This is a genomic window from Streptomyces sp. NBC_01429 (genome assembly GCF_036231945.1).
Classification (GTDB): domain Bacteria; phylum Actinomycetota; class Actinomycetes; order Streptomycetales; family Streptomycetaceae; genus Streptomyces.
The window spans coordinates 6,202,741-6,215,146 of the sequence record NZ_CP109599.1; the positions used below are offsets into that span (position 1 = coordinate 6,202,741).

The 12,406-nt window shown below is 71.5% G+C and carries 16 protein-coding genes; 10 read left to right on the forward strand and 6 right to left on the reverse strand.

Annotated elements, in window-relative coordinates; all coding sequences use genetic code 11:
* Positions 1-3 precede the first annotated feature (3 nt).
* From sufC to OG627_RS27285, 5 genes are all read left to right on the forward strand, one after another.
* Complete coding sequence (sufC, locus tag OG627_RS27265) at positions 4-768, forward strand: Fe-S cluster assembly ATPase SufC (protein ID WP_329069463.1); 765 nt, start codon at positions 4-6, stop codon at positions 766-768.
* Positions 765-2,036, forward strand: coding sequence for a cysteine desulfurase (locus OG627_RS27270; protein ID WP_329069465.1), 1,272 nt, complete (start codon positions 765-767; stop codon positions 2,034-2,036). Before sufC ends, OG627_RS27270 begins: the two co-directional genes overlap by 4 nt.
* 17 nt (positions 2,037-2,053) lie before the next feature.
* Positions 2,054-2,542, forward strand: coding sequence for a Fe-S cluster assembly sulfur transfer protein SufU (gene sufU, locus OG627_RS27275; protein ID WP_329069467.1), 489 nt, complete (start codon positions 2,054-2,056; stop codon positions 2,540-2,542).
* Positions 2,539-2,877, forward strand: a complete 339-nt coding sequence (locus OG627_RS27280; protein ID WP_114626004.1) for a metal-sulfur cluster assembly factor — start codon at positions 2,539-2,541, stop codon at positions 2,875-2,877. The genes sufU and OG627_RS27280 overlap by 4 nt, the downstream gene beginning before the upstream one ends.
* Positions 2,878-3,164: 287 nt before the next feature.
* Entirely contained in the window at positions 3,165-3,350 is a 186-nt protein-coding gene (locus tag OG627_RS27285) for a VOC family protein (RefSeq protein WP_443073656.1), read from the forward strand.
* 183 nt (positions 3,351-3,533) lie between these two features.
* Here the strand turns inward: OG627_RS27285 and OG627_RS27290 are convergent, their stop codons facing one another.
* Positions 3,534-4,487, reverse strand: a complete 954-nt coding sequence (locus OG627_RS27290) for an NAD(P)-dependent alcohol dehydrogenase (RefSeq protein WP_329069470.1) — start codon at positions 4,485-4,487, stop codon at positions 3,534-3,536.
* Positions 4,488-4,618: 131 nt separating this feature from the next.
* Here OG627_RS27290 and OG627_RS27295 point away from each other — a divergent pair, with 131 nt between their 5' ends.
* Positions 4,619-5,512, forward strand: a complete 894-nt coding sequence (locus OG627_RS27295; RefSeq protein ID WP_329069472.1) for a helix-turn-helix domain-containing protein — start codon at positions 4,619-4,621, stop codon at positions 5,510-5,512.
* A gap of 13 nt (positions 5,513-5,525) precedes the next feature.
* Here the strand turns inward: OG627_RS27295 and OG627_RS27300 are convergent, their stop codons facing one another.
* The 5 genes from OG627_RS27300 to OG627_RS27320 form a co-directional block, all read right to left on the reverse strand.
* Positions 5,526-6,167, reverse strand: coding sequence for a hypothetical protein (locus OG627_RS27300; protein WP_329069474.1), 642 nt, complete (start codon positions 6,165-6,167; stop codon positions 5,526-5,528).
* On the reverse strand, positions 6,164-7,384 hold the full coding sequence (locus OG627_RS27305; protein ID WP_329069476.1) for a hypothetical protein: 1,221 nt from the start codon (positions 7,382-7,384) through the stop codon (positions 6,164-6,166). Before OG627_RS27305 ends, OG627_RS27300 begins: the two co-directional genes overlap by 4 nt.
* 70 nt (positions 7,385-7,454) lie before the next feature.
* The gene (locus OG627_RS27310; protein ID WP_329069478.1) at positions 7,455-8,258 is read right to left on the reverse strand and encodes an ATP-binding cassette domain-containing protein; all 804 of its coding nucleotides are present in this window, start codon (positions 8,256-8,258) and stop codon (positions 7,455-7,457) included.
* Positions 8,251-8,661, reverse strand: a complete 411-nt coding sequence (locus OG627_RS27315; RefSeq protein ID WP_329069479.1) for a hypothetical protein — start codon at positions 8,659-8,661, stop codon at positions 8,251-8,253. The genes OG627_RS27310 and OG627_RS27315 overlap by 8 nt, the downstream gene beginning before the upstream one ends.
* 170 nt (positions 8,662-8,831) lie before the next feature.
* Entirely contained in the window at positions 8,832-9,983 is a 1,152-nt protein-coding gene (locus OG627_RS27320; RefSeq protein ID WP_329069480.1) for a hypothetical protein, read from the reverse strand.
* Positions 9,984-10,132: 149 nt separating this feature from the next.
* On the opposite strand from OG627_RS27320, the gene OG627_RS27325 reads away from it, so the two are divergent.
* The 4 genes from OG627_RS27325 to dapD all read left to right on the forward strand — a co-directional run bounded on the left by OG627_RS27325 (position 10,133) and on the right by dapD (position 12,400).
* The gene (locus OG627_RS27325; RefSeq protein WP_329069482.1) at positions 10,133-10,453 is read left to right on the forward strand and encodes a DMT family transporter; all 321 of its coding nucleotides are present in this window, start codon (positions 10,133-10,135) and stop codon (positions 10,451-10,453) included.
* Positions 10,453-11,085, forward strand: coding sequence for a TetR/AcrR family transcriptional regulator (locus tag OG627_RS27330; RefSeq protein ID WP_329069484.1), 633 nt, complete (start codon positions 10,453-10,455; stop codon positions 11,083-11,085). The genes OG627_RS27325 and OG627_RS27330 overlap by 1 nt, the downstream gene beginning before the upstream one ends.
* Positions 11,082-11,321 (forward strand): hypothetical protein, encoded by a 240-nt coding sequence (locus tag OG627_RS27335; protein ID WP_329069486.1) that lies wholly within the window; start codon positions 11,082-11,084, stop codon positions 11,319-11,321. Before OG627_RS27330 ends, OG627_RS27335 begins: the two co-directional genes overlap by 4 nt.
* Positions 11,322-11,410: 89 nt before the next feature.
* Entirely contained in the window at positions 11,411-12,400 is a 990-nt protein-coding gene (gene dapD / locus OG627_RS27340) for a 2,3,4,5-tetrahydropyridine-2,6-dicarboxylate N-succinyltransferase (RefSeq protein ID WP_329069488.1), read from the forward strand.
* Positions 12,401-12,406: the final 6 nt, after the last annotated feature.

The following is a 12,406-nucleotide window of genomic DNA, read 5'->3' on the forward strand; positions in this document are numbered from 1 at the left end:
CCCATGGCAACGCTTGAAATCCACGACCTGCACGTCACTGTCGAGGCGGAGAACGCCACGAAGGAGATCCTGCGCGGTGTCGACCTCACCGTGAAGCAGGGCGAGACGCACGCCATCATGGGCCCCAACGGCTCCGGCAAGTCGACCCTCGCCTACTCCCTCGCCGGCCACCCGAAGTACACCATCACCGGCGGCACCGTCACCCTGGACGGCGAGAACGTCCTGGAGATGACCGTCGACGAGCGCGCCCGCGCCGGTCTCTTCCTGGCGATGCAGTACCCCGTCGAGGTCCCCGGCGTCTCCGTCTCCAACTTCCTGCGCACCTCGGCCACCGCCGTCCGCGGCGAGGCCCCCAAGCTGCGCACCTGGGTCAAGGAGGTGCGCGAGACCATGGAGCGCCTCCAGATGGACCCGGCCTTCGCCGAGCGCAGCCTCAACGAGGGCTTCTCCGGCGGCGAGAAGAAGCGCCACGAGATCCTCCAGCTCGAACTGCTCAAGCCCAAGGTCGCGATCCTGGACGAGACCGACTCCGGCCTCGACGTCGACGCCCTGCGCGTCGTCTCCGAGGGCGTCAACCGCGTCCGCGAGACCGGCGAGGTCGGCACCCTGCTGATCACGCACTACACGCGGATCCTCCGCTACATCAAGCCCGACTTCGTGCACGTCTTCGCCCAGGGCCGCATCGCCGAGTCCGGCGGCGCCGAGCTGGCCGACAAGCTGGAGAACGAGGGCTACGAGGCGTACGTGAAGGGTGGCGTCACCGCGTGACACAGCTGCCGGGCCTTCTCCCCACGTCGGACCGCCTCCTGGACGAGGCGCTCCGCAAGGATTTCCCGATCCTCGATCGGGTGATCCACGGCAAGAAGCTCGTGTACCTGGACTCCGCGGCGACCTCGCAGAAGCCGCGCCAGGTCCTCGACGCGCTCGCCGAGTACTACGAGCAGCACAATGCGAACGTCCACCGCGGCGTGTACACCATCGCCGAGGAGGCCACGGCGCTGTACGAGGGCGCCCGTGACAAGGTCGCCGCGTTCATCAACGCGCCGAGCCGCGACGAGGTGATATTCACCAAGAACGCGTCCGAGTCGCTCAACCTCGTGGCCAACATGCTCGGCTTCGCCGACGAGCCCTACCGGGTGGACCACGAGACCGAGATCGTCATCACGGAGATGGAGCACCACTCCAACATCGTCCCGTGGCAGCTGCTCGCGCAGCGCACCGGCGCGAAGCTGAAGTGGTTCGGCATCACCGACGACGGCCGGCTCGACCTGTCCAACATCAACGAGGTCATCACCGAGAAGACGAAGATCGTCTCCTTCGTGCTCGTCTCCAACATCCTGGGCACCCAGAACCCGGTCGAGGCGATCGTCCGCCGCGCCCAGGAGGTCGGCGCGCTGGTCTGCATCGACGCCTCGCAGGCGGCACCGCACCAGGTGCTCGACGTCCAGGCGCTCCAGGCGGACTTCGTGGCCTTCACCGGCCACAAGATGGTCGGACCGACCGGCATCGGCGTCCTGTGGGGCCGCCAGGAGCTGCTGGAGGACCTGCCGCCGTTCCTGGGCGGCGGGGAGATGATCGAGACCGTGTCGATGCACTCGTCCACCTACGCCCCGGCGCCGCACAAGTTCGAGGCCGGTACACCCCCGATCGCCCAGGCCGTCGGCCTCGGCGCGGCCGTGGACTACCTGTCCGCGATCGGCATGGACAAGATCGCCGAGCATGAGCACGCGATCACCGAGTACGCGGTCCAGCGCCTGCTGGACGTCCCCGACCTGCGGATCATCGGCCCGACGACGGCCGAGGACCGGGGCGCCACGATCTCCTTCACCCTCGGCGACATCCACCCGCACGATGTGGGGCAGGTACTCGACGAGCAGGGCATCGCGGTACGGGTCGGCCACCACTGCGCCCGTCCGGTCTGCCTGCGGTACGGAATTCCCGCGACCACGCGAGCGTCTTTCTATCTGTACTCCACTCCGGCCGAGGTGGACGCTCTGGTCGACGGGCTGGAGCACGTCCGTAACTTCTTCGGATGAGGGTCGAGGACTGAGCCGTGAAGCTGGATTCGATGTACCAGGACGTCATCCTGGACCACTACAAGCACCCGCACGGGCGCGGTCTGCGGGACGGCGACGCCGAGGTGCACCATGTGAACCCGACCTGCGGTGACGAGATCACCCTGCGGGTGCGGTACGAGGGCTCGCGGATCGCGGACGTCTCGTACGAGGGCCAGGGCTGCTCCATCAGCCAGGCCAGCGCGTCCGTGCTCAACGACCTGCTGGTCGGCAAGGAGCTGGCCGAGGCGCGGAAGATCCAGGGCACCTTCCTGGAGCTGATGCAGTCCAGGGGCCAGCTGGAGCCGGACGACGCGATGGAGGAGGTGCTGGAGGACGCGGTCGCGTTCGCCGGCGTCTCGAAGTACCCGGCCCGGGTCAAGTGCGCCCTGCTGTCCTGGATGGCATGGAAGGACGCCACGGCCCAGGCGCTGGGAGCCGGCGCGGGCGACGATTCGGGCGACGACCCTCTGAAGGAGACGGCATGAGCGAGAACGACACCGTGACGATGAAGCCGGCCTCCGAGGAGGAGGTCCGCGAGGCGCTGTACGACGTGGTCGACCCCGAGCTGGGGATCGACGTCGTCAACCTCGGGCTGATCTACGGCATCCACATCGACGACGCGAACATCGCCACCCTGGACATGACCCTGACGTCGGCGGCCTGTCCGCTGACGGATGTGATCGAGGACCAGGCGAAGTCGGCGACGGACGGCATCGTCAACGAGCTGAAGATCAACTGGGTCTGGATGCCCCCGTGGGGCCCGGACAAGATCACCGACGACGGCCGCGAGCAGCTGCGGGCGCTGGGCTTCAACGTCTGAGCGCCGCGCCGCGCCGCGCTGTGACGGCGCGTGCGAGGGCCCCGTCGACCGGACCGGTCGACGGGGCCCTCGCACGTTTCGATCCGCCCGTCTCGGGGTTCGGCTCCGGGGCCGGGGCCGAACCCTGATCCCGGCTACAGCCACACGAGCTGCGGCGTGACCTGCGCGCCCAGACGGTACGCGCGCAGGGCGCGGTCGGGGGACAGGGTGCGCATGCGGCGGTGGCCCTCGACGCTGATCACCTCCGCGTGGTCCTCCCGCCCGAGACCCGTGTGCGCATCGAGCAGCTGATCAAGGAGCTACCGAAGCGAAAGACCTGCCCGATCGACGGCAGCACCGAGGACGAGGTGACCAGATTGCTCGGCCTCGGCGCCACCAAGACGGATGCGGGGCAGGGCGCAGACCGAAACTGGGTGGTCATGGCAGACCCCGAGGGCAACGAGTTCTGCGTCCTGCGCACTCTGGCACCGTAGAACTACTGTCGCGAGCGGGTACCCGCACTCCGTCACGCACCGCAACTATCCCGTTGTCGACTGCCGGGCGCAGTCGCGCCCGAGGGCACGGGTAGGGATGGCCCTTCTCTGTCACCACCGCGGATGACGACAGCCTTCCGGCGCGGGTCCGACGTGGGTCAGGCGCGGGAGTTCGGTGCGCCGTCAGGACGTCGCCACCTCGATCACCTGCTTGCCCACGACGCCGCCGCGCTCGAACGCCCGGTGCGCCGCCGCGATGTCCGCGAGCGGGTGGACGCTGTCGACCACCGGGCGCAGCGCGCCCGAGGTGACGTGGGCGGCCAGGTCGCGCAGTACGGCGGTGTCGGGGTTCGCGCTGAAGGTGCGGATGCGGCGCGGGCCGTGCACGGTCGATGCCGCGATCGCGGCCAGGGCGGGGGCGGAGAGGCCGACGGTGACCATCCGGCCGCCCTTGGCCAGCCGGCTCCGGTAGCAGTGCAGTTCCGTGCCGACCATGTCGACGATGACGTCGAACGGACCGATCCGGTCCGAGGTGGTGGAGCCGTAGTCGAGGACCTGGTCGGCGCCGAGGGCGGTGAGCGTTTCGGCGTGGCGGTCGCGGGCCAGCGCGGTGACGTGGCAGCCCTGCGCGTGCGCCAGCTGTACGGCGGCCGTGCCGACTCCGCCCGCCGCGCCCCGGATCAGGACGCGTTCCCCGCTCGCGAGGTGCACGGTGTCCCGCAGCGCGATCAGCGCCGTCGTGCCCGCGACGACCAGGGAGGCCGCGTCGGTCGGGGAGATGCCCGCCGGGGCGGTCGCGAGGCGGTCCGCGGAGACCACGACGTACTCGGCCGCCCCACCGGTGGTGTGCCGCCGGCGGGGATGCACCGTGCCCCACACCCGGTCGCCGGCCCGGTGGCCCTCGACGTCGGCGCCGGTCTCGACGACGACGCCCGCGAAGTCCAGACCGGCACCGAGGGGGAAACGGCGTCCCGACACGATGCGGAGTTCCCCCGAGCGGATGATCACGTCGTGTCCGTTCACGCTGGACGCCTCGACCGACACCAGGACCTCGCCCGCGGCGGGGGCGGGGCGGTCGACGTCGTTGACCCGCAGGACGTCGGACGCCCCGTAACCGGTGATCTGGGCGGCCTTCATGTGAGGGGTCCTTCCGTGGTGGGCTGTGGTGTTTCCGATACTGGACCCCGCACGCCACATCACGGTCGTTCGCCTTTTCCTGGGACCGGCAGACCCACCCTCGGCGGCCGCGCCCGCGCCATACTGGCGTCGTGACCGAGACCCCCCTCCCCGTGACCGACGATCCCCGACGCGAACTGGCCGACTTCCTGCGGGCTCGCAGGACCCGGCTCCGGCCGCAGGACGTCGGCCTGGAACCCGGTCCGAGGCGCCGCGTCGCCGGGCTGCGGCGGGAGGAACTGGCCCTGCTGGCAGGGGTGAGCGCGGACTACTACCAGCGCATGGAGCAGGGACGCGACGTGCGGCCCTCCGAGCAGGTCCTGGACGCCCTCGCGCGCGCCCTCAACTTCACCACCGAGGAGTCGCGGTACCTGCACAGCCTCGCCGCCGCCGCGCGCACCCCCGCCCGCGGCCCGCGACGGCACGAGCCCGAGGTGGTGCCGCCCACGACGCTGCGGCTGCTGCGGACCCTGTCCTCGCCCGCCGTGGTCGTCGGCCGCTTCCTGGACGTACTGACGTGGAACCCGCTCGCCGGCGCCCTGCTCGGCGAGTTCACCCAGCGGCCGCGGGCGGAGCGGAACCTGCTGTCGCTGCTGCTGCACCCGGAGGCGGACCAGGCATGCCCGGAACGGGCGGCCACCGTCGCCGAGCTGACCGCGATGCTGCGGGCACAGGTCGCCGCCGAGCCGGGGCACCCGCGCGCCGTGGAGCTGGTCGGCGAACTCGCGGTGCGCAGTGACGAGTTCGCCGCGATATGGGCCCGTCACGACGTGGCGGAGACGACCCGTGGCCGGATGCGCGTCAACCATCCGCTGGTCGGGGAGGTGAACCTGGACTGGGACGCCTACCCGATGCCGGGCGCCCCCGGCCCGGTGCTCATCGTGTACACGGCGGAGGAGGGCGGGCCCGACGCCGAGCGGCTCACCCTGCTCGCCGGGCTGCTGGCCGCCCCCGGCCGGGCTGCGGACTCGGCACCGCGCCCCTGACACGGGCGGGACGTCACGCCCTCAGCAGCGCGTGCCGCAGGCCCCCGTCCCCGTACGGCACGTACAGGCCGATGCCCGTGGCCGTCAGCGCGCACGCGGTGGTCAGGGCGGCCGGGTCGCCCGGCGGGGCGGTCAGCCAGGACCAGAGGGGGGCCGCCGTGCCCGTGCGGCCGAGGAAGAGCGCGGCGCCCAGGAGGAGGACCGCCGGGGGCCAGGAGAGTTCCGCGCCGAGGACGGTCGCGCAGGCGAGGGCGAGGCCGGTCAGGGCGGCCAGGTTGCGTACCGCCACCTCCGGGCCCTGGGCCAGGACGTCCGGGGCCCCGTTGGCGGCCGGGGTCATCAGCCACGTACCGGCGCCTGCCACCAGCAGGGTCAGTACGCCGTACCGCGCGCGCATGCGGACCACTCGGCCGTTCGACAGGCGGTCCAGGTGGGGCATGGCCTCGTGCGTTCCCGCGCCGATCACCGTCGCGAGCGCGGCGGGCACCAGCACGGCCAGCGGGAGTGTGATCGGGGTGTCGATCCCCGTGCGTACGGTGCGGTCGCCGGCGAGCGCCGGAGCGATGAGGAGCAGTCCCGCCGCGGCTGCTGTCCGGCCGAGGTTGCGGGCGCGGGCGAAGAGGGGGAGGAAGCGCCATTCGGCGACGTGTTTCATCGGGGGAGATCGCTCTTCCGCAGTGCGCAGGTGGTGAATGCCTCGAAGCGGTCCGCCGCCCAGCGCGGCGGCAGCGCTTCGGGGGTCCGTTCGAGCAGTGCCGCCGCCTCGTCCGTACGCGCCACCGCTTCCGGGTCCGCCGCCGCGCAGCGGTCGACGTCGAGGAGTTCCTCGAAGAACTCCTGCCGGGTGGCGGCCATCCGGCCCGGGGCGAGATCGTCCATGCGGATCGCGCGGGAGCCGGGGGACGGTGCGCCGCCGACGCCTCTGGGTCGCTGTTCCAGACGGTCGAAGGAGGCCGGCGTACCGGCCAGCTGGCGGGCCACCGGAGTGAAGGTACGGGTGAGGCCGGGCAGCGCCCCGGCGAAGGCCGGGTGGACGCAGACGGTGATGGACCGGGTCTCGCAGGAGTACGTGAAGGCCGGGGTGGAGCGGGCGAAGTACCGGCCCTCCAGGGCCGTGGTCGCCACCGCTCCGGTGACCGTGACCGCCAGTGCCGCCGCGCCCGCGACGTACAGCGTCCGGGTCGGGCCGGCCAGGGCGAGGGAGGCGAGGGCGATCAGCGTGGCCGCGCCGAGCAGCCAGAGCGACTGGCGCTCGTACAGGCCCGGTTGCCAGGCATCGAAGACGCCGGGTTCGTCGATGAGGACGGGGAAGAGCAGGTAGTCCTGCTTGCCGTAGCGGCCCGACCCCAGCAAGTTGATCGTGTACAGCGCGATCGCCACCAGCGGGGGCAGCAGCCGGTACGGCAGCAGACGACCCGCGAGATGGCCGAGGGCCACGTTGCACAGCAGGCCCGCCGCTCCCGCCGTGACGACCAGGAGGCTGAACTCGCCGGTGGGGGAGGACAGGGCCGTGCGGATCACCACGGTCAGGACCACCCCAGCCTGCGCCACGAGGCTCCACACGGCCAGCGCGCCCAGTTCGGCGGCGCCGAACAGCCAGCCGCCACGGATCGAGAGCCGCCGCGCCGGGCCCAGGCCGAGGCGGTGTTCGCGCGATCCGGTGAAGGCGGCGAAGGCGCCGAGCACCGGGCCGGTCAGCGCGACGGACGCGTTCGCCGCGGCGAGGGTGCTCGGCCAGTACGCGATGCCCCGCGGCAGCGCGTGCCAGGTGACGCCGATGCCGACGCCCAGCAGGACCGGCACCAGCCATACGACGGGGGAGCGGAGCAGCTCGATGCGCAGGGCGACGGTCCAGAAGCCCCGGGTGCCCACGGCCGGGGGGTGTGCGGCGTCCGGGGGAGCGGGGCGCGGGCTCCTCGTCGGCGGTCGCTCGTTGGCCGACTCAATCACGCGGGCCCACCACCGTGTTGTATCCGCGTTCCAGCTCGGGGGCCGTCCCCGGGCCGATGACCCGCTCGCCCGTGAGCCGTGCCAGCGAGGCCGTGGTGCCCTCGTGGGCGATCCGGCCCTCGTCCAGCACGATGACGCGGTCGCACACGGCCGCGATGTCCTCGGTCAGGTGGGTGCTCAGTACCACCGCACAGGACTCGCCCACCGTACGCAGCAGTTCACGGAAGCCGGTGCGCTGGCCCGGGTCGAGGCCCACGGTCGGTTCGTCCAGGATCAGCAGCCGGGGCCGGTGCACGAGGGACGCGGCGATGCCGGCGCGTCTGAGCATTCCGCCGGAGAGCGCCTTGAGCGGTCGGCCGGTCTCCTTCTCCAGGCCGACCGAGGCGATGGCCGCGCGGGCCGCCTCGCGGACTTCCCGCGCGCCGAGTCCTTTGCTCCATGCCGCGTATTCGACATGGTCGCGGACGCTGAATGACGGCTGATAGCCGAAGTTCTGCGGCAGGAATCCAATGGAGGCCCGCAGTTGGGCCCGGTCGTACCGCCGGGCCGCCGACAGTCCGAGGACCGTCAGCGACCCGGCGGTCGGCCGGAGCAGTGTGCAGAGCGTTTCCAGCAGGGTGGTCTTGCCCGCGCCATTGGGTCCCAACAACCCTGTCGTTCCCTCTCCGATACCGAAGGAGAGGCCGTGCAGGATCTTCCGCTTTCCACGGCGCTGTTCCAGTGCGTGGGCCTCGACCACCCGCACGGTCATTCCCTTGCTCTCGTCCCCTGCCGTCCGGTCGTGTGTGTCAGCCACAGGAACGGATGTCGCGCGGTGAGGTGTCGTGGTGGTTGTCGTCGCGGGTGAAGTACGCCCGGGCGTAGTAGCCCCGCTTCGCCCCGCCGTCACATGTGCTGACCTGGGCGTCGTACTTCTTCTTCGTCCCGGAGTCGGCGCTCTTGGCCGTCAGCGGGTCGGGGAAGTAGGACTTGTTCCACTTGATCTCGATGTGCAGGGTGCGGGTCAGGGCCGCGTCGCAGGTCGACGTCCCCCGCCCTTTCAGCAGTCCGTTCTTCTCGGACAGGGTCGGTTTCGGGGCGGAACACCCCGCCGGTCTGGCCACCGCCGCGGAGGCCGACGCCGCGGTGCTCACCGTCACCGCCGTCCCGCCGGCCAGCAGGGTCGTCAGGGTCCAGGCGGCAATCTTGATGCCCCTCATCTCACTCCCGGGATATTGGAGTTCGGGGGAATTCGATTATCGAACTCGTGAGCATTCGAACGCGATTTCCGAACAGGATCTCGATGTTCTTTTCCCCTTGCCGGCCATTGTCCCCTGCCCGTATTGCGGCGACGCGCATATCGCCTGATGTGCCGACTGATTGGCCGAAATTACGGTGTTGGTGTCGATGTCGGCGAGGTGCTCGCGGCCGTCGCCAGGACGGGGCCCAGGTTCTCGTTGCGGATGCGCTGGTCCACGTAGAGCAGGTTCAGGACGAGTTGGGGGAACGTCGCCGTGATGGCCTGGCTGATCACGCCGACGACGAGGGTGACGATCAGGTATCCGCCCAGGAAAGCGAGGAGTCGGGCGGGCGACACGCCGGACTCGTCGGTGGTGAAGCTCAGTTGGCCGGTGAGCATGCCCAGCACGTTGACGACCTGCTGGACGAGTGCTCCGGCCATGCCGGCCAGGAGGGCGCCGAGGAGCGAGACGCCGAAGATCCGCCACCACGCGCCGCGCACCAGTTCCGCCGAGCGGCGCAGGGCCGTGACCGGGCCGCTGGACTCGATCACGGCCACCGAGGGGGCGAGGCAGAAGCGGGTCCAGAGCCAGACGGCGAGCGGCATCAGGGCGAAGGCGCCGAGGAATCCGACCGGCAGGAGCCACTTCGGTCCCTCGAAGGGCCAGTCTTCGGCGCCGGACGGGACGAACAGCAGGCCGACGCAGCCGAGCAGGAACAGGGCGGCCGGCGGCAGGGCGGTCAGGAAGGTCAGGAGGACGGCGCCCAGGACCGAGGGGAGTCGTGCCCCCGTTCTGCGGGCGACCTCGCCGATCGTGACCGGGCGCCCCAGGACCGCCTGCTGGACGATGACCGGGCAGGCCGTCTGGATCGCGGCGTTGGTGGCGGTCGCCAGCAGCACCCCGAAGAGCCAGAAGCAGGCGAAGGCGATCACCACGGGGCGGATCTCCGCCCACGGCGGCTCGGTGTCGCCCCGGTCGCCGAAGATCGTGCGCAGATGGTCGCCGACGGCCAAGTACGCGACCAGCGCGGCGCCCGCCATGGCCAGCGCGGCCGTCCCGTACACCGCCAGGGCCGTGCCGAGCAGCTGCTTCCAGTAGCGGCTGATGGTGGCGAAGGCGCCGCTGAGTATGTCGCTCGTGCGGAGCGGGCCGAGCGGTATCACGCCGGGCTTGGGAGGCGACGGCGGCGTCCAGCCGCCCCAGCCACCGTGACCGCCCCAGCCGTGCGGCCCGTTGCCGTACGGGCCGTTCCCGTGCGGCCCGTTGGCGTACGGTCCGCCTCCGCCTCCGCCCTGCCCCATACCGCCCTGCCCCATACCGTCTTGACCTGTGCCGCCCTGCGTCATCGCTCTGCCCCCGAGGTATCTCTTTATCTGAACAACACACCGTATACGGCACCCGTTCGACCGTTTGTGTACGGTCGTACGTATCGATGCGTACACTCGTACACATGGGATATGGACTGCTGGCCGCGGCGATCGCGGCGGAGGTGGCCGGCACGACGGCCATGAAGTACAGCGAGGGCTTCACCCGGCTGTGGCCCTCACTGCTGACAGTGGCGGGCTATCTGCTGGCGTTCGGCCTGCTCGCGCAGACGCTGAAGACGCTCTCCGTGGGCACCGCGTACGCGATCTGGGCCGGTTCAGGTACGGCGCTCATCGCCGTCATCGGCATGCTCTTCATGAACGAGCCGGCGGACGCGGTCAAACTGGCGGGCATCGCCCTGGTGATCGCGGGCGTCGTCGTCCTCAACCTCGGAGGAGCCCACTGATGACCCGTCGTTACGATCCCGAACGGCGCCAGCGCATCATCGACGCGGCGATCCGGGTGGTCGGGCGCGGAGGTATCGCCGGGCTGAGCCATCGCACCGTCGCCACCGAGGCGGATGTGCCGCTCGGCTCGACCACCTACCACTTCGCCTCCCTCGACGAGCTGCTGATCGCCGCCCTGCGGCAGGCCAACGAGGGCTTCGCGGCGGCCGTACGGGAGAGCGGCGCCTTCGCGGCCCCGGGGTGCGACGTCGCGGGCGAGCTGGCGCGGCTCACGGGGGAGTGGCTGGCCGGTGACCGTACCGGTGTGGAGCTGGAGTACGAGCTGTACCTCGCGGCCCTGCGCAGGCCCGCGCTGCGCCCGGTGGCGGCCGAGTGGTGTTCCGGGGTCACCGAGGCGCTCGCCCCCCGCACCGATCCGGTCACCGCGCGGGCGCTGGTCGCGCTGCTGGACGGGATCTGTCTCCAGGTGCTGCTGACGGGCTCGGTGTACGACGAGGCGTACGCGCGCGAGATGCTGGCGCGGGTGATGGCGGGTGCGGACGCGGGGGCGGGTGCGCAAGCGCGTGCGGATGCCGGACCAGGGGCGCGTGCGGGTGCCGGTCCGGCTTCCGGCGGTAGGTTGGCGGGATGAGCGTCCCGCCCTCCCCGTCCGTCCCGCCGACCGGGCCCGTACCGCCTCCCGGGCCCGAGATCACGTACGGCGAGTGCAGACAGTGCGGCACGCTGATCGCCGGTCTCGACGGGCGCTACAGCTGCGGGGTCTGCGGCTGGGTGAACCACCATTCGGAGGGGCACGGTCCGCTGCCGCGCGCGGAGGACGACGTCGATCATGTGGCCGGCGGCTCCGAGGGCAACCGGCTGAGCTGACCGCGGGCCGCCCGTGCGGCCCGCGCGCCGCGCGCCCGGCACCTGAGACCGGTTGGCCCGCGCGGCGCCCGGAACGTTAGGTTCTGAGCATGACCGAGAAGACTTCTCCCCGCACCACCGGCGCCGTCGCCGCCGGCCTCGCCACCCTGACCGAGGACGGCACCGTCCTCGACACCTGGTACCCGTCGCCCGCGCTCTCCGAGGAGCCCGGTCCGGCCGGCACCGAGCGGCTGACCGCCGAGCGTGCCGCGGAGCTGCTGGGCGAGGGGGCGGCCAAAGCCGTCGGCGCCGACGCGCGACGCGGGGTCGAGGTCGTCGCCGTCCGTACGGTCATCGCCTCCCTCGACGACAAGCCGCTGGACGCGCACGACGCGTACCTGCGCCTCCACCTGCTCAGCCACCGCCTGGTCGAGCCGCACGGCCAGAACCTGGACGGCCTCTTCGGCGTGCTCGCCAACGTCGCCTGGACCTCGCTCGGGCCGGTCCCCGTGGACGCGCTGGAGACCGTACGGCTCAACGCGCGCGCCGAGGGCCTGCACCTTCAGGTGACGTCGGTCGACAAGTTCCCCCGGATGACGGACTACGTGGCGCCCAAGGGCGTCCGTATCGCGGACGCCGACCGGGTGCGGCTCGGCGCGCACCTCGCCGAGGGCACGACGGTGATGCACGAGGGCTTCGTCAACTTCAACGCGGGCACGCTCGGCACGTCGATGGTCGAGGGCCGCATCTCCGCCGGTGTGGTCATCGGCGACGGCTCCGACATCGGCGGCGGCGCCTCCACCATGGGCACCCTCTCCGGCGGCGGCACGCAGCGCATCGTCATCGGCGAGCGCTGCCTGGTCGGCGCCGAGGCCGGAGTGGGGATCGCGCTGGGCGACGAGTGCGTGGTCGAGGCGGGGCTGTACGTCACGGCGGGGACGCGGGTCACGCTGCCGGACGGCCAGATCGTCAAGGCGCGCGAGCTGTCCGGCGCGAGCAACATCCTCTTCCGTCGCAACTCGGTCACCGGCGCCGTCGAGGCCCGGCCGAACAACGCGGTCTGGGGCGGCCTCAACGACATGCTCCACAGCCACAACTGATCACGC